Source organism: Vibrio vulnificus CMCP6, from assembly GCF_000039765.1.
GTDB classification, from domain to species: Bacteria; Pseudomonadota; Gammaproteobacteria; order Enterobacterales; family Vibrionaceae; genus Vibrio; species Vibrio vulnificus_B.
In genome coordinates this window covers 1210274-1229511 of record NC_004460.2, presented here as the reverse complement: position 1 = coordinate 1229511, position 19238 = coordinate 1210274, and the positions used below count along the sequence as shown (strand labels likewise).

The window sequence follows — 19238 nt, the reverse complement described above, 5'->3', positions numbered from 1 at the left end:
GATAGCCTCTCGCCAGAATTTTATCTATCAACCTGTCTTTTATCTTTTTGAGAATTAAGTAGGAGGCAATCTCAATGAACATTCGTCCTTTAAATGACAAGCTGATTGTTGAACGACAAGAAGTGGAAAACAAATCTGAAGGGGGAATCGTTTTAACCTCTCAATCGGTTAAAAAATCCAATCGCGGCAAAGTGATCGCCGCTGGCCTAGGTAAACGTCTTGAAAATGGTGAACGCGCATCGATGGAAGTAAAAGTCGGTGATGTGGTGATTTTTAATGACGGCTATGGCGTGAAAACAGAAAAAATGGATGGGAAAGAGTACTTGATCCTGTCTGAATCTGATGTGTTAGCCATCGTTGAGTAATGCATTTTAGTTGTGGTGAAAAGAGGAGAATATCATGGCTGCAAAAGATGTTTTATTTGCAAATGACGCACGTCAAAAGATGCTGAAAGGGGTCAACCTACTGGCTGATGCAGTGAAAGTGACACTGGGTCCCAAAGGTCGCAATGTCGTGCTGGATAAGTCATATGGCGCGCCAAGCATCACTAAAGATGGTGTTTCTGTCGCCAAAGCCATTGAATTAAAAGACAAGTTCGAAAACATGGGCGCACAAATGGTGAAACAAGTGGCGTCCAAAGCCAATGACGAAGCCGGGGATGGCACCACCACCGCAACCGTGTTGGCTCAAGCCTTGATCAACGAAGGGTTGAAAGCCGTTGCGGCTGGTATGAACCCAATGGATCTCAAACGCGGGATCGACAAAGCGGTTGATTCAGCGGTCGAGAAATTACGTGCGATGGCTCAACCATGCAGCGACAAAGAATCGATCACACAAGTGGGTTCTATCTCTGCCAACAGCGATCGTGCGATCGGTGACATCATTGCCGAAGCGATGGAAAAAGTGGGTCGCAACGGTGTGATTACCGTGGAAGAGGGCCAAGGTCTTAGCAACGAACTCTCAGTCGTCGAGGGGATGCAATTTGACCGTGGCTATTTGTCGCCCTACTTCATCACCAACCAAGATTCTGGTGCGGTCGAGCTCGATAACCCTTATATCTTGTTGGTGGATAAGAAAGTCAGCAGCATTCGCGAGTTGCTTCCAGTGTTGGAGTCGGTAGCGAAAGCCTCCCGTTCACTGCTGATCATCGCAGAAGATATTGATGGTGAAGCGTTGGCAACGCTGGTGGTAAACAACCTACGTGGCATTGTGCGTGCTGCGGCGGTGAAAGCCCCTGGCTTTGGTGATAACCGCAAAGCGATGTTGGAAGACATTGCCGTGCTCACTGCTGGTACTGTGATTTCGGAAGAGATTGGCCTAGAGCTTGAAAAAGCGACAATTGAACAGTTGGGCAGTGCGAAGAAAGTCACCATTACCAAGGACACCACAACGATTGTTGGTGGTGCGGCGCAAGAAAGTGCTATCCGCGATCGTGTGGCGACCATTGAAAAGCAGATCGAAAATACCACGTCAAGCTACGACAAAGAGAAACTTCAGCAGCGCATTGCCAAACTTTCTGGTGGCGTGGCCGTGATTAAGATCGGTGCGGCAACCGAAGTGGAAATGAAAGAGAAGAAAGACCGTGTGGATGACGCTTTGCATGCGACTCGTGCAGCGGTTGAAGAAGGTATTGTCGCAGGTGGTGGCGTGGCATTGACTAAGATTGCCAGCGAGCTTGCGGATCTGAAAGGTGATAATGACGACCAAAATGTGGGGATTCGTGTGGCGCTACGTGCCATGGAAGAACCACTGCGTCAGATTGCTATCAACGCAGGTGATGAAGGTTCGGTGGTTGCCAACGCTGTTAAAGCGGGTGACGCTCACTATGGCTACAACGCCGCGACTGGCGAGTATGGCAACATGATCGAAATGGGTATTTTGGATCCAGCGAAAGTCACGCGTTCTGCGTTGCAATACGCTGCGTCTGTCGCCGGCTTGATGATCACCACCGAAGCGATGATCACCGATCACGTCGCAGACACATCGTCTGAAATCTAGTGAGACTTTGGCGGGCAAACGCCCGCCAAATTGGATGAGGTTGATGTTATGACACGTTTGCCATCATTGTCGTTTTCAGTGCGTGAGACGGGAAAAGCTTGCTCAAATACCGATTGGCCAAGTGTGATCTGTTTTCCCCGCGTCACTAAAGGTCATCCGGAGTTTTCTATTAAGAAGGGGCTAGCAAAACCGGCCAGAGTGGTGGTGTTCACCATTGATGTCTCTCAACTGATGCGAGCTGGTGAACGCGTTATCCATTAACGCCTCCCTTGGTTCTCTGTGTTTCCCCTCTCTTTTTTGGCCGCAAACCACGCGGCCTTTTTTATTAAGTAGTTGGTCAGATCTTTTTTCGCAGGCGAGCAAGAGTGCGTTTATGACTTGTCGATTTCTTGCCAAAATTGATCCACCGCAGCGCGATGGTTGGTGGTTGAGCGATAGCAGAGAATATCGATTGGGATCTGCCATTCTTTTTGTTCCTCAAACGCGATGACAAGGCGATGTTGCGCCAGTTCCTCCTCGATCACGTGCATTGGAACCCAAGCAACCCCCGCGCCACCAATCGCCATTTTCACCAATGATTCACTCAAGGTGGTTTCAAAGACTGGCTTGAGGGTCAGTGGCAGCGTCTTTAAGACCGGTTCAACCACTTTTGACAGAAAGGTGTGCTCACTGTAGCTCAGGTAGGGAATGGTTTGGTCTGCTTTGAGCGACTCAAGTAAGCGCGGCGCAACCACGGGCACCACTTTTTCACTGTGTATGACGCACTTCTCAAGCTTGTCTTCAAGCGACAGCGATGGCCTCATCGCGGAAATGTTGTAAGTAAACAGCAAATCGGTGGAGTGATCTTCCAGCATCTGAAAATGGGCGTCGATACCCAAAACCGAAGGGGTGACCGACAAGTTGAGATGACTCAACGCTTCGGCGCTTTGCAAAAACAGTTTAGGCAGCAAATTCACCGCCAAGGTGTGCAGGCACACAATGCGAACGGTATGGTCGGTTTTCAGCGAGGCTTGGGCAAAATCTTCTTTGGTCACCTTTACCTGATTCAGCAAGTTTTCTGCGTAAGGGACGAATTTTTGTCCGTGTTCAGTCAAGGTGATGGGGTAAGAGGTGCGGTCAAATAACGGCACACCAATCCAGACTTCCAAGGCTTGTATGCGGCGGCTAAAGGCCGATTGCGTAACAAAGCGTGCTTTGGCAGCAGCAGAGAAATTTCCCAGTTCCATTAAACTAAGAAAGTCTTCTAACCATTTGAATTCTAGTGGGTTATTCATGACGTTTTCACTCTATGATTTGCGCGCATAGTATCATTCTTAATCAGCAATGGAAATGACAATACCTGTATTAAATGTGTGGTTATGCTGTCGTCATGGTGCTTTGCATAAGCCTGTGTCGAGAGCGATATGGGGATGGGCAGAGCAAGGAAATACCAAAAACAAAGAACGAGGAACGCATGTTTACCCTACTAAAAAATGCCGATCTCTACGCCCCAAATCATGTCGGAAACGTCGATATATTGGTTGGGCAAGGGAAAATTCTCGCCATCGAGCCACAACTGAATCTTCACGGGCTTGAAGCGGTTACGCAGATCGATTGTCACCATAAAATGGTCACGCCCGGTTTGATTGATCAGCACCTCCATTTGACGGGCGGCGGCGGTGAAGCGGGCTTTGCCAGTCGCACTCCACAGGTTACTTTATCGCACCTGATTCAAGCGGGAAGCACCACGGTCGTTGGGGTGTTGGGGACGGATGGCATTTCACGTTCGCCGCGTGATTTGTACGCCAAGGCTGCAGCGCTAACCGAAGAGGGCATCACAGCCTTCATGCACACCGGATCGTATGAAGTCCCTACCCAAACCATTACTTCTTCCATTCGTGATGACATTACCTTTCTGCCTTCGGTGCTCGGGGTCAAAATCGCTATCGCCGATCATCGTTGTTCTTTTCCGTCTCTGCATGAGTTAGCCCGCATAGCCTCTGACATTCGCATCGCCGCGTTGCTGGCGAAAAAACGCGGTTTACTCCACATGCACATGGGGGCGTTAAAAGACGCGTTTGCACCGATATTTGAATTGATTCAAATGGGCATCCCTATCTACCATTTTTCACCCACTCACGTTGCCCGTACGGCTCCGCTGTTTGAGCAAGCGATTGAGTTCGCCAAAATGGGCGGCTATATCGATGTCACCTCCGGAGGCACCTTATACACCTCACCGCAAGAGGCGATTTTGCACGCCTTGGAGCAAGGGGTTGCTCCTTCGCACATCACCATCAGTTCCGATGGCAATGGCAGCTTGCCGAAATTTGATGCGCAAGGAAACATCATTGGCCTGACGGCGGCGAGCGTGGATGGCAACCTTAAACTGCTTCCGATGCTGATTGATTGTGGAATTTCACCTGAGGTGGCGTTCTCGATGCTCAGTGCCAACGTGGCGGATTCGCTTGGCATTCGCAAAGGGCGAATCCAAGTAGGAATGGATGCGGATCTGTGTATTTTCAATCAAGACTTCTCCTTAAATAGCGTGCTCGCTAAAGGACAAACCATGCTGCTCAATCATGAGCTGTTGGTGACAGGCAACTTCGAGTAAGGAACTAAGATGAGCTTAATTATTGCGTTATTAGGGCTGGTGTTTGCTGGCCGTTTGATCTTGAAGAATTACAACCCGCAAGCGGTCCTATTCTTTACTGGGATTGTGTTGATGGCGATCTCCATCTTCACCAACAACGCCAGCTTTGTTGCGAAATCGACCGGTTGGGTGGGCTTCGACATTTTTGAGTACATCAGCCAAGTGTTTAGCAAGCAAAGTGGTGGTTTGGGTTTGAACATCATGCTGATTGGTGGTTTTGCGCTGTTCATGTCGGCCATTGGCGCCAGTCAGGTGATGGTCAAAGTGGCAGCTAAGCCGTTGATGAAGCTCAATTCACCCTATTTGATGCTGGCGTTGGCCTTCATTCTTGGTCAAGCTTTGTCGCTGTTTATCTCAAGCGCGACGGGGTTAGCTCTGCTGCTTATGGCGACGTTATACCCAGTGTTGATTCGCTTGGGCTGTAGCAAAGCGGGCGTGGCGGCGGTGCTGGCCAGTACCTGTGCGATTGAGTTTGGCCCAGCGTCAGGTAACTCGATTCTTGCCGCGCAAACTGCGGGCATGGACATCACGGCGTTTTTTGTTGGCGAGCAGCTGCCGATTGTCACTGTGCTGATCATCGCTGTGGCACTGATTCACGCCTTAACGCAGCGCTACTTTGACAGATTGGATGAGAAGTCGAATGCCGAGCAAGACTCGCTGGCTCACGTGGACGATGCACAAAGTGATGCCCCCATGTTCTATTTGCTGCTGCCGATGTTGCCGCTGTTCTTCATGCTGACTTTCAGCAAATTGGGCATTGAGAGCATTAAGGTGAGCTTAGCCAATGCGATTTTGCTGAGTATTTTCATTGGATTGGTGTGCGAGTTTGTTCGAGTCAAACAAGCCAAACCGGTGTTTGACAAGCTTCAAGGCATCTTCAATGACATGGGTAAGGTGTTCGCAGCAGTAGTGACCTTGATTGTCGCGGGTCAGACGTTTTCGATGGGTTTGAAATCGATTGGTGCCATTGATGCCATGCTTGAGATGGCCAGCGGGGCGGGCCTATCTGCCGCCATCATCATCCTGTTTATGGCGATCTTAACCTTCACCATTTCTGCCTTAATGGGCTCGGGGAATGCAGCCTTTTTCTCCTTTGCTCCTATGGTGCCGCAAATCGCGCAGAAAATTGGTGCCAACGCGGCAGACATGATTTTGCCTATCCAGCTTTCTGCGGGAATGGGGCGTACAATCTCTCCCATCGCCGGGGTGATCATCGCGGTTGCTGGTATTTCTGGGCTCTCGCCTTTTGATATCGTGCGCAGAACCTTTATCCCGATGTTTATTGGCTGGCTATTGATGTTGGCGATGACGTTTGCACGTGGCGGCCAACTGATGCAACTGTTGCCGTTCTTGGTGCTGATGCTAGTGGCCGTCGGCGTTGGTGCATGGCTGTTGCGTAAGCGCAAAGCCGTTCAACCAGAGCAGGCGTCTGCGTAGTCAAAAACGCCCCTCTCACTAGGAGGGGCCGTTCACATCACAAACGCGTTACCCACTGTGCAACGCGTTCGCCAAGGTATTGAGCGGTGGCCAAATCGCTCGGGTGCGCTTGGCCTTCCATACCTTGTGCCACGATGCCACTTTGTTGCCCAAGTCGGTTTAACCCTTGCGGACTAAAGCCGCCTGCCACGTCTAAGTTGACCCACAACATACCGTGTTGAGCGGCGAAGGTGGTTAGGTATTGAAGGGTGCTGGATTGGTCACCGTTGTAACCCCCACCGCTGGTAAACCCTGCTGCCAGTTTATTGGCCCAGCGTTGATCGGCCCAGAATTCGCTACTGGCATCAGCAAAGGCTTTAAATTGGGCGGAAACACCACCCATGTAGGTTGGCGAGCCAAAGATAATCGCGTCGCAGCTAAAGAGCGCTTCAAACAGTTCTGGGTGTTCAAAACGACCTTCAATAATAGCGGCCCCCTCAATGCGGTGTTCGACGACCTGCACATCTTGCGCGTGAATGCCTGCGATGATGGCTTGAGCGAGTTGGTGGGTGATGTCGGTTTTGCTGAAATAAACAACGGCGATTTTCTTCAAAATATGCTCCTTAGTCGCGGATATTCATGGCTTGCTATGTTCAAGTGGCGCAAGGTTAATTCCTCAAGTTAACTTGAGGTCAAGAGGCGGGAGCGAATTTTTGCAGATAAAAAAACGCCCTGAACAGGTTCTGGTCAGGGCGTTGGTAGTGAGAGGGAGTGATGGTTAGCTGACTGCGCGAACTTTGCCTTGTTTGAGATCACTCAGCACTTGCGCTTTTGGACCATCAGCAATCACGCTGCCTTTTTCCATCACAATCACGCGGTCGACTACGTCCAGCATCGAGGTTTTATGGGTGATCAAAATCAGCGTTTCACTCGGTTTGAGCTGAGAAAGCTGATATTTGATCTGCATTTCAGAGCGGTTATCCATTGCGCTGGTGGGCTCATCCATCAGCAACACCGGTGGTCTGCCAAGGAAGGCACGAGCGATGGACACCGCTTGACGCTGGCCACCTGAGAGCATAGCGCCGCCTTCACCGACTTGGCGCTCTAGGCCAGCAGGATCGGCTTGGGTGAACGTGGTGACCCCAGCGCGGTTTGCGGCATCGAGTACATCACGGTCATCCACAAGAGGTCGGCCTAAGGTGATGTTTTCGCGAATGGTGCCAAAAAACAGATTGCTGTCTTGCGGTACGCAGCCAATGTTGCGGCGAATATCGACATGATGGAGCTGTTGAATGTCGGTATCGTCAATGCGTACGTGCCCGGCGGTGGGTTGATAAAGACCCATGATCAGGCGCTCTAAGGTGGTTTTGCCTGAGCCAATTCGGCCAATGATCGCCACTTTTTCACCTGGGTTGATGGTGATGCTTAAATCACGAACTGATGCTATTGGTGCATCTGGGTAGTGGAAGGTGACGCGATCCAGCTCCACTTTGCCTTGCACCATAGGGCGGTGAATGTAGCGCTTGCCTTCTTCCTGCTCGTCGGGCATTTCCATCACTTGGTTAATGATGGTCATGGAGGATTTGGCTTGATTATAACGAGTCGAAAGCAGAGAAAGCTGAACCAGTGGACCAATCGCTTTGCCACTGAGCATCGTGGCCGCAATCAAGCCACCCATGGTAAGGTCGCCGTTCGAAATCAAATAAACGCCTAAAATAATCATCGCCACGTTGGCACTTTGCTGCACAAAACCAGCGGCATTTTGGATGCTGTCGGTGAGTCGGCGAGTCTTGATGTTCCAGTTCGCCATGTGTGCGACGGCTTCTTCCCAGCGGTATTGGAACTGGCCTTGTGCGCTAAACAGTTTCACGGTTTCTAAACCCGCTAAGCTCTCAATCAGGTTGGCGTATTTCTGCGATGCCAAGCGTGAACCTTCTTCAATGGAGCGGCGCAGCGGACCTTGGATCAGCGCAGAGTGAATCATCAAAATCACCACGCCTGCGATCGGCACATACACTAAATCGCCAGCCATCAGCCAGATAAGCAGGAGGAAGAGTAAGGCAAATGGCAAATCAATCAGCGCGCTGACGGTGGCCGAGGTAAAGAACTCGCGAATGGATTCAAACTCTTGCAAATGACGTGCAAAAGCACCAACCGATGGCGGTTTGGACTCCATTCGAATGCCCATCACTTTGCTAAACAGCTTGGAGGAGATCAGAATATCGGATTTTTTCCCCGCCACGTCGATGAAGTAATTGCGCAGCATTTTGAGGATGAAGTCGAATAGGAAGACGACAAAAATCCCGCTCGCCAACACCCATAGGGTTTCAAACGCGAGGTTTGGCACCACTTTGTCATAGACAATACGGGTAAACATCGGCGCGGCGATGGCAAATAAGTTGATCAGGATTGAGGCGATCAGCACATCACGATAGATGTGTTTAGACTGCCATAACGTTGACCAAAACCAGTGCCCTTCGCGTGTTTTGAGAATCTCTGGTGAGCGTTCATCGTAACGAAACTGCTTTTTCACCAAGAAATAACGCCCAGTATATTGCTGTTGCAGTTCTTCAAGAGGGATGAGAACGGGCACCAAGCCGCTTTCGAGCGTGGTGATTTCCGCTTCACCTGCCTCTTTGTTGACGCTGATGAGTACGCAAGAATCACCGCCTTTCAGCAGCAAAATGGCGGGCAGGACAAGGCTGGAGATTTCGCTCAGCTCAGCACGGTTTTCTTTTGCAACTAAGCCTGCTCGCTCAGCGGAGCGAGGCAGGAGAAAGGGCGTGAGTTTACCATCTGATAACGGTAAGCCGTTGATCAGGGCATCCGGTGAATTCGCTAAGCCGTAATAGCGGCTGACGTAAATCAGCGAATTTAATAATGGATCTTTCATGAGATAACCTTACTACTCTTTATCTACGATGAAGCCCTGGAATACTTCAACAAAATGTTCTGACAAGAAATCAAGCTGCGTTTGCGTTTCCACACGAGAGGCAATGGTAGTGATGCCAAGGTTGTGCGCTGCGCGAGAAATGGAAGTCAGTGTGAATTTCTGCTTTTCGTCATCCAGATTATGGGTAAACAGGTAATCCAGTTTCACGTAATTTGGACGGTATTCGTTGATGTAATCGAGCGATTGGAAGTTACGCCCATAGTTGTCGACACCAAATTCTGCGCCTGATGTGCGAATGGCATGACACAGCAGTGCCGCGTGGTGTGGCTGCTGAATAAAGCACTCTTCTGGGATCTCAAAGTGAAGCAAAGACGCCACATCACGGTTTTTCTCTAGCGTGTTGGTGATCCAGCGAATAAAGCTTGGTTGTGACAAACTGCTTTGAGCGATGTTGATTGCCAATGGCTCGGCCACCAAACCCGTTTGCAGTTTTTCAATCATTGAGGTGATGACGTACTGGTCAAAGATATGGGTCGCTTCAAGCTGTTCGAGTGCGTAAAGGTATTGGTTGGCGCGGTAAATTTGGCCATCTTTTTCGATGCTTGAGAACACTTCTCGGTGGAAGGTTTGACCATTGATGGTGTTCGCCGCTTGGAAACGGAAGTGAACCCATTGATTGTGGATCGCCTCTTCAACCAGCGCTTTCCACTGCTGTTTACCCATCATGCCACCTTGGCTGTCACTGCCGACAAAGCCGTATTTCTTCTCTGGTGTGGCTTTGGCTTTCGATAGGGCGTTATCCACCATAGAGAGCATTTCTGAGCGGGTTTTGCTCTCTTTGATGTAAGCAATACCCAGCGCCACTTTGGCATCTGCCGTGCCGGTTGGATCGGTGTTGAGCATGTTCACACAGTTCACAATGCTGTCGGCGACAATTTTCAGTTCGCTTTCATCCATGTGCGGGAAAATCAAACCAAATTCATCGCTGGAAATACGCGCAAGCGTCGCCCCTGGGATTGAGATGGTGCTGTCGAGCTGTTTGGCAAGCTCAGCTACCATGCGGTCCGCCGATTGATAATCTTTGCTGTCGTACACTTCACCGATGTATTCCGCGTTAAGCACCGCTACGCCACCTGGCGCATTTTCCGCCAGCCATTGATCCAATTGGCTGATGTAGTAAGAGCGGTTGCCCAGTTTCGAGATAGGGTCGATATAGGCTTGTTCACGCAAGCGTTGCGCTTCTTTCGCTTGCTCTTTAAAAGAGACTTCAATTTGAGCAGACATGCGGTTGATGCCGTCAACCACGGCAATCAGATCTTTGGTATGAGGACGAGTCAAAGGGTCGCCAAACTTGTTGTTGGCGATGTCGTTCATCTTATCAATGATGGCAGTAAGAGGTTTCAATGAACGTTTCAAAATATACGCGATAGAGAGCAGGCCGATGAAGAAAACCCCAGCAAATGCGGTGAGCAGACGCATTAACGCTTTCCAAAGCTGTTCGTAAGCCGCGCCTGGGTGGCTGACAATTTCCACCTCAGCAAGCTGCAGCCAGCCACTGGTCACGATGCGCTGATCGTGAATACGTTGGAACAGGTTTAGTTGACTAAACCAAGTGGGCACGGAGCTCGGTTGTATCGGATAGGTACGAATGATCTCTTCCCCTGAATCGAGGAAAATCAATCGCACTACCGAGTACGAACTGCCATCAAACAAAGCGTTGATCACGGATTCCACCGCCACCTTATCTTTGTCTTTTAGGTAAGGGGCTAGCGCCAATCCTACCGTGTTGATGGTGTTATTCATCTCAGAGCGTTGTTGCTGCTCTAGGCTATTCCGAGTGGTATTGAATTCGATTACAAAGACTGATGCCATCAGCAGTACAAAGACTGTAATCATACCAACCACGAGTTGTTTATATAGTGTCATGCTCATTACTCGTCATAATTGATAATAGGTTTATTCAATTTGAGTGTTTTTTCTCTGGAACGGAGATCGTTCCATAGGCTTAGTCGTGATGAATCACCCGCCAATTGACCATTGGCGTTGGCAGATTTCATCAACCAAAGATTTTTACCGTTAAAGCTGTAAATCGGCAGTAAGTCTGGGCGCTTTGACGCTTTCATGATTTTGGGATTGATGTTGTCCAAGATCAGCGGTTCTGAGCTGGGCGTTTTGTAGTATGCCAAAACCATATGGAACTGATTGAGTTCTATTGCTTTAACGTATACCAAACGGAGTTTACTATCTGAGACTCCCAGTTCGATCAAAGAAAAATACTTAGCAATTGTGAAATCTTCGCAATCGCCCGCATTACTGCCCAAAAATTCTAGAGGGGTCGCCCAATAGTCTTTTTGTCCCCATAGGTCGATGTCGTCGACAAAATAGAGTTGGTTAAAAAAGTCGTTAATGCCTTCTAGCTTTTCGTTTTCTTCTAATAACTTAAAGAAATCAATGTTTTCACGCCAAGTGTTGACGCGTTGTCCCGCGCGCTCGCCATAGGTCGCAGTGACCGCATCAATCCATTTTTGCTCTGTGGTATTGAGCGCTTGAGAGTAAAAACCAGCCATACTGAGCCCCGCCAGTAAAACCCAGCGTCCGGTATGGAAGGTGGCACGCGTGAATCGACTCCATCGTTCGCGCGCCATGTGTGGCTTACTCTTTAAGGGCATTATTTTGTGCGCTTAGTATCGGTTTAAGCAGGTACTCAAGTACCGTTCGCTTGCCAGTAATAATATCCACAGAAGCGGTCATGCCCGGAATGATGGGCAGCTCAGCATCTTGGCCAAAGTTGGTTTTTTCGGTTCGAACTCTCACGATATAAAAACTGTTGCCTTCTTCATCTTGGGTGGTGTCGGCGCTGATGTGCTCCAGCTCGCCATCCAAGCCGCCATATTTGGTGAAGTCATAAGCGGTAAACTTGACCACGGCAGGTAAATTGGGGCGTAAAAAGGCGATGTCTTGCGGTGCGATTTTCGCTTCCACCAACAAGGAATCTTCTGTGGGTACGATCTCAACGATGTCCATACCCGGCTGGATAACCCCACCGACGGTGTTAATGTTAAGAGTTTTGATCTTGCCGGTAACAGGCGAAATAACGACGGTGCGTTTGACTCGGTCACGCAGACCCACGGCGGATTCCACTAAGGCCGACAACTGATCTTGGGTTTTGTTGAGTTTCTCTTGCTGTTCTGAGCGGAATTTCAGTGCGGCATCAATGCGGCTAAGCATGGCTTCACGAATGGTGGATTGAAGCACAGGAATTTTCAGCTCAGTCGAGGTGAGCTCACGGCGCGTGTCATTCACTTGGCGTTGCAATTTGAGCAGTTCAATTTTCGGTACGACGCCTTCGTCTGCCAAAGGTTGGGTGATCTCCAACTCTTTCTTGGCAAACACGTGCCCTTGACGGAGGTTTTTCACTCGCGCTTGAATCTCAACCAGATCTTGCTGCTTCTGTTTGACTTGCTGAGTCAGTACCGAGATTTGGTTACGTAGGTTGTTGAGATCTTGGCGGTATTCCGCACGTTGACGGGCGATAAGTTCTGGCTGCTGTTGTTCCAGCTCGGCAGGAAAGGCTAACTGACCATATTTGATCACCACACTCTTTTCCCATTCTGCGTTGGTAAATTCTTCATCAATTTCCACGCTGTCGATTGAGCTGGTTAACTGCAAAACCGCGGCGGTTAAGTTGGCAACTTGCTGCTCGCGCTCACGGTAGTCGGAGCGAAAACGGGTATCGTCAATCAAAAGTAACTGCTGGCCTTTTTGAACCAATTGGCCCTCTTTGACCAAAATCTCTTTCACCAATCCGCCTTCGAGGTTTTGCACGATTTGGATTTGAGAAGAGGGAATCACTTTTCCTTGGCCGACGGTGACTTTATCGATTTCGGCCCAAGCAGCCCAACCGATGGCGACGGCGAAAAATAGGACAATCACCCACAACATCAGGCGGGCATTGGTCGGTGTGTTTAGAAGCAAAGCGGCGGTTTTGTCATCTACAAAATCGAGCTCTTCACGACTGAGCTTATTGTAGTTTTCACTGCTCATGCACTGTCCTTGTTTGATGATGAATAGAATTTATCTTTATGATTTTAAACTCAGTCTATTCAATTGTTAAATCGATGTAACCTTTCGTTGCGATGGAAGATGTTACTGATCTTTAAACTGAGATTTATCTAACTGATGCTTTTTGAGTTTATCATACAGGGTTTTACGTGAGACCTGTAATTCTTGTTGTACCTCTTTTAAGCGTCCGCCATGCCGTTTTAGCGCATCAAACAGTAAGGTGTATTCAAAGTAATCCAGTCGTTGCGCCATGGTTTGCGCTTGGGCTTGTTGCAGCTCATCGACATCTGCTGAGAGAAATTGTGGTGATTTGAGCGCGCGTAACTCGGCGAACTGACGTAACTGACGAATGTTTTCCGGCCACGTTTGTTGCTGTACGGTTTCCAGCTCTTCGGCGGTGATGCGCGGTGGCTGAACTTGGTAGCGGCTACACGCGTTACGCACAAAGTGTTTATACAGGGCGGGAATGTCGTTTTTACGCTGGTCGAGCGTGGGCAGGGCAATGCTCTGTATTTTACCGGTGATGGTGCTGGGTAAAGAGAGTGTGGCACAGACGAGCTTGGTGGTGCCAAGTGGGGTTTCCGTGAGTATTTGCCACTGTTTGGCTTTCAGCACTTCTGCATCGTGAATAAATAGCGTGTCATTGGGGTGCTGAGCGAGGAGCAGCCTCAGTTTCTGCGGTATCTCCTCGCTGCTGAGGTCACTAAAATAAAAGCCAGAAATTGGCACCAACTCGCCTTCATTACGGTTGTGAATATCATAAAAGAACTGCGCGCACAGGCGTTTACCGGTTCCTTTGTCGCCATAGAGAATCAGTGGTCGGTCGGTTTGCGCACTGATGAGCGCGCGACGTATCTGCACCATGGCTTGCGAATGGCCAATCAGTTTTGAGCCTGCGTGCGTTTGCATGTCGAGCTCTTTCTTCAGCCAAATGTTTTCTTGTAATAACGCCAGCTTGTCTTCAGCGTTACGAATCGCTTTGAGTAGGCTGTCGGTGGAAAATGGCTTCTCAAGAAAATCGTACGCCCCACCTTTCATCGCTTCTACCGCGGTTTTCACATCGCCATAGCCAGTGAGCACGATCACCTGAAAGTGAGGGTTGCGACTGCGTAGCTCTTTCAACAACGCTAAGCCGTTCATAACGGGCATATGGATATCGGTGACCACCACGCCTGCTTGCTGGGTATCAATATGCTTAAGTGCTTCGACCGCATTGGGAAAACTAATCACCTCAACACCTTCAATCATCAGCGCTTGGCTAACGGAATCGCGGATATGAGGTTCGTCATCGATAAAGTAAATTTGGCTGTTCATACGAATTCTTGTGTTGACGCATCACTGGACAAAAGGCGTGGCAGTGAAAGGGTAAAACGCATCCCGTGAGGGGAGTGAAGCTCGGCCTCCAAGCCACCTTGATAGCTTTCAATAATGCGTTTGGAAATGGTTAAACCAAGCCCAAGACCTTCTGGCTTGGTGGTAAAAAACGGGTCGAAAAGGTGTGCCAGCTTGGTTGCCTCAATCCCTGGGCCGTTGTCGCTGACAATCAACTGGCAAGCGTCTTGCTCAATGGCGCATTCAATCACGATTTGACCATCGGCTTGTCCTTCCAAGGCTTGTATCGCATTGTGGATGAGGTTGATCAGCACTTGCTCAAGTTCGATATGGTGAATATTGGCGGCGAGCGAAGGTGGAATGGAGGCGACTTTTAACGTCACACCCGATTTGATCAGTTTATTGCTCAGGATGCGCGTTGCGTTGTGCACGGAGTCGTGCAAATTCGCGTAATAGTGACGCTCATCCGGGGTCGATTTACGGGTGAATATTTTCAGGCGCGCAATCACTTCGCTGATGGTTTCGTTGAGTTGCAGCATTTGTTGCAAGTTGTGTTCAACCAACTGATATTTCTCCATCGACATCAGTTTCAAGCTGTTTTCTGTGTAGGTGCGCAGCGCCGCCAGCGGTTGATTGATTTCATGATTAATACTGGCAGAAAGCTCGCCAAGCAGTGCCAACTTCGCCGCTTGGGTCAGTTCTTGCTGGGTTTGTTTGAGCTCTTGCTGCGTCTTTTCATATTGAATAATGGTTTGTTGCAGACGTTGGTTGCTCTCACTGAGAACCTCAGTGCGCTGCTTGACTTTGGATTCTAACTGCTTGTTAAGCAGCGCCAATTGGCGTTTGTTGTTGAGTGTTTGCTGCCAAGCAAAGGCGATCAAACTGAGTAAGCTAAATATCAGCACAAAAATCACATCGGCTTGCAGCACGGTCATCAAACGTTGTTGATGCGCCGCGAGGGTGACAACGCGGAATCCATTATCGTTGGTGGCCGATAGATACAGTTGATGGTGTGGCATCATGCGTTGTTGGGCTTGAGGATTGGCGGGATCGCCCAACTGAACGCTCGGATGCGCCTTAGGCGCTTGACTGCCATATTGCTGGTTTTGCACCATTGCCTCTATGTGTTCGGGGGCGATAGGTGCCAAGGCGGTGTATCGCCAAGTGGCTTGGTTGCTGAGAAACACCACGTTGTTTTGATCGAGGACCATAATGTCTGCTCGCTCTGGCGCAAGGCTGTTTTCCAGCTCTTCCAGGCTCACTTTCACCGTGATGACGCCAGCAATCTTGTTCTCCAACCAAATCGGCGCGGAGTAAAAATAGCCGCGCTTGTTGGAGCGGATACCTAACGCGACGTAGCGAGCGATGTGACCTTGCATCGCTTCAATGAAGTAGGGGCGGAAGGAAAAATCTTCCCCGACAAAGGTATCGTCTTGTTGATAGTTACTCGAGCCAATGACTACTCCTTGTTGATTATGCAGATAGATGGTATCGGCCAATGTTTGCTTCGACCATTCTGCCAGCAGTTGATTTAACCCGTTTGATTCCGGCTGGGTGAGGTAGGTGAGTAAGCGAGGATCGTGACTGAGCAGGTTGGGAATTTGCTCAAACTTAGCCAGTTCTGAGCTGAGTTGCTGATTGGCGCGATCGGCATAGTTTTTCAGAATCGACGCCCATTTGTTCTGCTGATAATGAGAAGCGGCAAAATGCGTCACGGTTAAACCGATGCCACCGAGCAGCAACATAAAGAGGAAAAAGCGATAACCAGACCAACGAGAAACCAGCGACACACAATGCCTTATCAATAAAATAGGGGGATTGGATTACTTTACCAGTGCAACAAAAAAGATAAACCGAGCGACCACCACAACGCGAATTTGATCTGAGTTTTCTTGTGCTGAGCATTGGAGCAAATCGCGCTCGGAGCAACATGCGGGCTTCAAGGCTTGAGTTTGAACACATTCGGGCGCACAATCGGCAAAAAATATGTGAAGGAGTGAAGATGGAACTTGCTGATATTCGCCGTGAATACACCAAAGGCGGCTTGCGTCGTAAAGATTTAAAAAACGACCCAATTGATCAGTTTAACTTTTGGCTAGAGCAAGCGATCAAGGCGAACTTGAGTGATCCGACGGCCATGACGGTCGCGACCGTGGACAAAGATGGCATGCCTTTCCAACGTATCGTTTTGCTGAAAAACGTCGATAAAGACGGCTTTGTGTTTTACACCAATTTGGGTAGCCGCAAAGCGCAGCACTTAGAGCACAACAGCAAGATCAGCCTTCACTTTCCTTGGCACCCGCTTGAGCGTCAAGTGCACATCACGGGTGTGGCAGAAAAACTGACCGCAATGGAAAACATGAAGTACTTCACTTCTCGCCCGAAAGAGAGCCAATTAGCGGCGATGGCCAGCCGTCAGAGCAGCCGAATTTCCGCTCGTGGCGTACTCGAAGGTAAGTTTCTTGAGCTAAAACAGAAGTTTGCCAATGGTGAAATTCCGGTGCCGAGCTTCTGGGGCGGATTCCGCGTGAAGCCACAAAGCATCGAGTTTTGGCAAGGAGGAGAGCATCGCCTGCACGACCGTTTCCTTTACAGCCAAGAACAAGGCGAGTGGCACATCGATCGCCTTGCGCCTTAAGCGCTATTTGCACGTTAAGCTTGCACGGTTAGCGTTATTATCATGGCGATCATTCACTTAAATGATCGCCATTGAGTACCACAGAAAGCTGGGTGTTGAGTAAGCTTTCTGGGATCAAAGATCCAAAGCCTGCTTCTAATGCCTTATCAATCAATTCGTTTTTGCTGTTTGCCGCGAACTTGGTGCGCAGCCTTGCCACGTGACCTTCGACGGTTTTAATTGAAATCCCCATAATGTTGGCGATGTACTGCGGCTTGCGTCCATACAGTAGCAAAAACAGCGTCTCTTGCTCTCGAGCGGTCAAATCACTGATCGACAAGCTGGCATCATTAAAGCGAAAACGAGGCAGGTTGCCATCGGTAATCCCGGTTGCGCGACAGATCCAATATCCCACTTCTAACACCGCGGTGTCGGTGAGCTCTTGACCATAAAAAATCGTCCCTTGCACTTCGCCGCTGTCGTTGTACCAAGGGGATTTGGTAAAAATATGCGCGTGCCAGCGGCCATCTGGGTAGGGGTGAATATCGAGAATTTTCAGCGTTCGTTCACTTTCCATCACATATTGATCTTGGCGCTGGAACTCGGCAGCGCATTCTACCGTCGGGCTCGGCATATCAAAGTCGGTGAGGCCAATACAATCTTCAGGGCGGCGATGGCCGACCAGCCAAGCGTAATCTTGGTTAGCGTAACGAAAGACCGAATGGCGATCTTTGCAGCCCCAACAGCCGGGAAGTTGGTTAAAAAGGGAAAATTCGATATTGCTCAGACAATTAGACACAGTACAACTCACCTATACAGCACAGTGGTAACTTGCAAATATGCATTTAATTGGTGTGCAATTCTTTGTCTTTAGCCAAGTTATCCCTCGAAAAGCGTTGTTTTTTGTGGAATTTATCAATATTGGGGAAGAGAAATGGAATCGCAGACAAAAAAAAGGCCAGCCTGAAGAGGGGCTGGCAACACAAGATATCAATCTTGTCGACGTGTAGAAGAGGTTCTAAATCACATAGCGAGGGTCTTGCTACGCCAATTTAGAGGTATCACAAGATACCAAGAGACAGCGACGTATGCTTGTCACGATCTCTCGCAAACACTGTATGCAAAATTGTTATGTAGCAAAAGGAGGGAAAACCCTCTATTCATCAATGAGATGGATTGTCTCTGTATGATTTGGTCCGTGGAACGATGGCCGTAGAACATCGCTGCATGATCATCGTTCCGGAACAATGATCAAAGGGAGCGCCATAAAGATCTTTGCACCTCTTCTCGGTTTGACTTGCATGCGGGTTGAGGTGAGGTATCATTCTTCTGTCCTTGTTCTACTCTGCATCCCTATGAACGAAAGCACTAAGCCCCAACCTGAGATCATCGCCAACATCAAGCTGCCCAAGCCGGCAGAGCTGGTGACATTACCTTCTTACATGGATTGCCATGATCATCATTACACGCAAATCGTGATTGGTTTGAAGGGGCAGGCGGAGTTTGAAGTGCGAGGGCAGGGTAATCTTGTTGGACCGGGTCAAGGCTGCATCGTTACGGCCTGCTCTGATCACGCGTTTGGTGGCGTGATTGGTCAGTCGGATATTTTGGTGCTGAATATGCCCGTACCCAATGATGATGATCCGCTGCTGCTGCAAAAAATCAATCAAATTGAAAAATCTCACCTTTATTTTCAATTGGATGCGCAAATTCAAAAGTTGATCCAGATGTTGGTGCATGAAATGCAGTCCAACCCCGAGGATCTTTTATTGAGCCGAGCTTGCAACGATACCGTGATGGCGTTGATGCAACGTCATATGTCGGCGTTCGAGACGCCAAGAAAAGAGTCGCGTTTTGATCTCGATGCGATTGATCGCTATATCGAAACCCATCTGAGCCACAAGATCAGTGTAGCGCAGCTTGCTGGCAGTGTTTTCCTTGGTGAAAGCCAGTTCCACAGCCTCTTCAAAGAGCAAATGGGCATTACACCGCACCAATACGTGCTCGGTAAGCGCATCGATATGGCCAAAGATCTGATTGAAAAAGGCACATTAAGCTTGGGGCAAATTGCCGAGCTGACCGGTTTTTCCGGTCAAAGTACCTTTACCCACTCCTTTACTCGCTTACAGGGTGTTTCACCTTCTCAATACAAAAAGCAATTTGGCGTTAAATAAGTTGCTTTTTACGACACAATATTTTGCCTAAATTCGTGTAATCATGTAGTTGTTTTGTTAAAAAAGCGAGTTTTTAGCAAAAAGCTCGGAGTTTTTGACAAGTAATCCTCTCAGGCT

At 49.1% G+C, this 19238-nt stretch carries 17 protein-coding genes; 8 read left to right on the top strand and 9 right to left on the bottom strand.

Annotated elements, in window-relative coordinates:
• Positions 1 to 74 precede the first annotated feature (74 nt).
• Genes VV1_RS20425 through VV1_RS20415 form a run of 3 tightly spaced genes read left to right on the top strand, consistent with a single transcriptional unit; the run spans position 75 to position 2259 of the window.
• A complete protein-coding gene (locus tag VV1_RS20425) occupies positions 75 to 365 on the top strand; it encodes a co-chaperone GroES (protein ID WP_011082031.1) in 291 nt (96 codons plus the stop codon).
• Between the two features lie 34 nt (positions 366 to 399).
• The gene (groL, locus tag VV1_RS20420; protein WP_011082030.1) at positions 400 to 1998 is read left to right on the top strand and encodes a chaperonin GroEL; all 1599 of its coding nucleotides are present in this window, start codon (positions 400 to 402) and stop codon (positions 1996 to 1998) included.
• A 48-nt stretch (positions 1999 to 2046) separates the two neighbouring features.
• Entirely contained in the window at positions 2047 to 2259 is a 213-nt protein-coding gene (locus tag VV1_RS20415; protein WP_011082029.1) for a hypothetical protein, read from the top strand.
• 110 nt (positions 2260 to 2369) lie between these two features.
• On the opposite strand, the gene VV1_RS20410 is transcribed toward VV1_RS20415, so the two are convergent.
• Complete coding sequence (locus VV1_RS20410) at positions 2370 to 3272, bottom strand: LysR family transcriptional regulator (RefSeq protein WP_011082028.1); 903 nt, start codon at positions 3270 to 3272, stop codon at positions 2370 to 2372.
• Positions 3273 to 3451: 179 nt separating this feature from the next.
• On the opposite strand from VV1_RS20410, the gene iadA reads away from it, so the two are divergent.
• Positions 3452 to 4588 carry a beta-aspartyl-peptidase gene (gene iadA / locus VV1_RS20405; RefSeq protein ID WP_011082027.1) on the top strand — a complete coding sequence of 379 codons (1137 nt, stop codon included), beginning with the start codon at positions 3452 to 3454 and terminating at the stop codon, positions 4586 to 4588.
• A gap of 9 nt (positions 4589 to 4597) precedes the next feature.
• The gene (dcuC, locus tag VV1_RS20400) at positions 4598 to 6064 is read left to right on the top strand and encodes a C4-dicarboxylate transporter DcuC (RefSeq protein ID WP_011082026.1); all 1467 of its coding nucleotides are present in this window, start codon (positions 4598 to 4600) and stop codon (positions 6062 to 6064) included.
• 37 nt (positions 6065 to 6101) lie between these two features.
• Here dcuC and VV1_RS20395 read toward each other — a convergent pair whose 3' ends face one another.
• The 7 genes from VV1_RS20395 to VV1_RS20365 form a co-directional block, all read right to left on the bottom strand.
• Positions 6102 to 6656, bottom strand: a complete 555-nt coding sequence (locus VV1_RS20395; RefSeq protein WP_011082025.1) for a flavodoxin family protein — start codon at positions 6654 to 6656, stop codon at positions 6102 to 6104.
• Between the two features lie 165 nt (positions 6657 to 6821).
• Positions 6822 to 8936: a type I secretion system permease/ATPase gene (locus tag VV1_RS20390; protein WP_011082024.1), complete on the bottom strand. Its 2115-nt coding sequence runs from the start codon at positions 8934 to 8936 to the stop codon at positions 6822 to 6824.
• Between the two features lie 12 nt (positions 8937 to 8948).
• The gene (locus tag VV1_RS20385; RefSeq protein WP_040111260.1) at positions 8949 to 10862 is read right to left on the bottom strand and encodes a bifunctional diguanylate cyclase/phosphodiesterase; all 1914 of its coding nucleotides are present in this window, start codon (positions 10860 to 10862) and stop codon (positions 8949 to 8951) included.
• Between the two features lie 5 nt (positions 10863 to 10867).
• Entirely contained in the window at positions 10868 to 11581 is a 714-nt protein-coding gene (locus tag VV1_RS20380) for a transglutaminase-like cysteine peptidase (protein ID WP_011082022.1), read from the bottom strand.
• A 7-nt stretch (positions 11582 to 11588) separates the two neighbouring features.
• Positions 11589 to 12980 carry an HlyD family type I secretion periplasmic adaptor subunit gene (locus VV1_RS20375; RefSeq protein WP_011082021.1) on the bottom strand — a complete coding sequence of 464 codons (1392 nt, stop codon included), beginning with the start codon at positions 12978 to 12980 and terminating at the stop codon, positions 11589 to 11591.
• Positions 12981 to 13082: 102 nt separating this feature from the next.
• Entirely contained in the window at positions 13083 to 14312 is a 1230-nt protein-coding gene (locus tag VV1_RS20370; RefSeq protein ID WP_011082020.1) for a sigma-54-dependent transcriptional regulator, read from the bottom strand.
• A complete protein-coding gene (locus tag VV1_RS20365; protein ID WP_011082019.1) occupies positions 14309 to 16120 on the bottom strand; it encodes a sensor histidine kinase in 1812 nt (603 codons plus the stop codon). The genes VV1_RS20370 and VV1_RS20365 overlap by 4 nt, the downstream gene beginning before the upstream one ends.
• 212 nt (positions 16121 to 16332) lie before the next feature.
• Here VV1_RS20365 and pdxH point away from each other — a divergent pair, with 212 nt between their 5' ends.
• Positions 16333 to 16968 (top strand): pyridoxamine 5'-phosphate oxidase, encoded by a 636-nt coding sequence (pdxH, locus tag VV1_RS20360; RefSeq protein ID WP_011082018.1) that lies wholly within the window; start codon positions 16333 to 16335, stop codon positions 16966 to 16968.
• A 49-nt stretch (positions 16969 to 17017) separates the two neighbouring features.
• Here pdxH and VV1_RS20355 read toward each other — a convergent pair whose 3' ends face one another.
• A complete protein-coding gene (locus VV1_RS20355) occupies positions 17018 to 17746 on the bottom strand; it encodes a helix-turn-helix transcriptional regulator (RefSeq protein WP_372456860.1) in 729 nt (242 codons plus the stop codon).
• A 40-nt stretch (positions 17747 to 17786) separates the two neighbouring features.
• Between VV1_RS20355 and VV1_RS24775 the strand changes: the two genes are divergently transcribed.
• Together VV1_RS24775 and VV1_RS20350 are read left to right on the top strand one after the other, a co-directional pair.
• Complete coding sequence (locus VV1_RS24775; RefSeq protein WP_158306839.1) at positions 17787 to 17957, top strand: hypothetical protein; 171 nt, start codon at positions 17787 to 17789, stop codon at positions 17955 to 17957.
• A gap of 345 nt (positions 17958 to 18302) precedes the next feature.
• Positions 18303 to 19121, top strand: a complete 819-nt coding sequence (locus VV1_RS20350; protein ID WP_011082016.1) for an AraC family transcriptional regulator — start codon at positions 18303 to 18305, stop codon at positions 19119 to 19121.
• Positions 19122 to 19238 lie beyond the last annotated feature (117 nt).

What these genes read in the sequence shown, in the direction of transcription:
- VV1_RS20385 (WP_040111260.1), bottom strand. Translation starts at nt 10,862, where the DNA reads ATGACACTATATAAACAACTCGTGGTTGGTATGATTACAGTCTTTGTA.
- iadA (WP_011082027.1), top strand. Translation starts at nt 3,452, where the DNA reads ATGTTTACCCTACTAAAAAATGCCGATCTCTACGCCCCAAATCATGTC.
- dcuC (WP_011082026.1), top strand. Translation starts at nt 4,598, where the DNA reads ATGAGCTTAATTATTGCGTTATTAGGGCTGGTGTTTGCTGGCCGTTTG.
- VV1_RS20415 (WP_011082029.1), top strand. Translation starts at nt 2,047, where the DNA reads ATGACACGTTTGCCATCATTGTCGTTTTCAGTGCGTGAGACGGGAAAA.
- VV1_RS20380 (WP_011082022.1), bottom strand. Translation starts at nt 11,581, where the DNA reads ATGGCGCGCGAACGATGGAGTCGATTCACGCGTGCCACCTTCCATACC.
- VV1_RS20390 (WP_011082024.1), bottom strand. Translation starts at nt 8,936, where the DNA reads ATGAAAGATCCATTATTAAATTCGCTGATTTACGTCAGCCGCTATTAC.
- VV1_RS20370 (WP_011082020.1), bottom strand. Translation starts at nt 14,312, where the DNA reads ATGAACAGCCAAATTTACTTTATCGATGACGAACCTCATATCCGCGAT.
- VV1_RS20410 (WP_011082028.1), bottom strand. Translation starts at nt 3,272, where the DNA reads ATGAATAACCCACTAGAATTCAAATGGTTAGAAGACTTTCTTAGTTTA.
- VV1_RS20350 (WP_011082016.1), top strand. Translation starts at nt 18,303, where the DNA reads ATGAACGAAAGCACTAAGCCCCAACCTGAGATCATCGCCAACATCAAG.
- groL (WP_011082030.1), top strand. Translation starts at nt 400, where the DNA reads ATGGCTGCAAAAGATGTTTTATTTGCAAATGACGCACGTCAAAAGATG.
- VV1_RS20425 (WP_011082031.1), top strand. Translation starts at nt 75, where the DNA reads ATGAACATTCGTCCTTTAAATGACAAGCTGATTGTTGAACGACAAGAA.
- VV1_RS24775 (WP_158306839.1), top strand. Translation starts at nt 17,787, where the DNA reads ATGCATTTAATTGGTGTGCAATTCTTTGTCTTTAGCCAAGTTATCCCT.
- VV1_RS20375 (WP_011082021.1), bottom strand. Translation starts at nt 12,980, where the DNA reads ATGAGCAGTGAAAACTACAATAAGCTCAGTCGTGAAGAGCTCGATTTT.
- pdxH (WP_011082018.1), top strand. Translation starts at nt 16,333, where the DNA reads ATGGAACTTGCTGATATTCGCCGTGAATACACCAAAGGCGGCTTGCGT.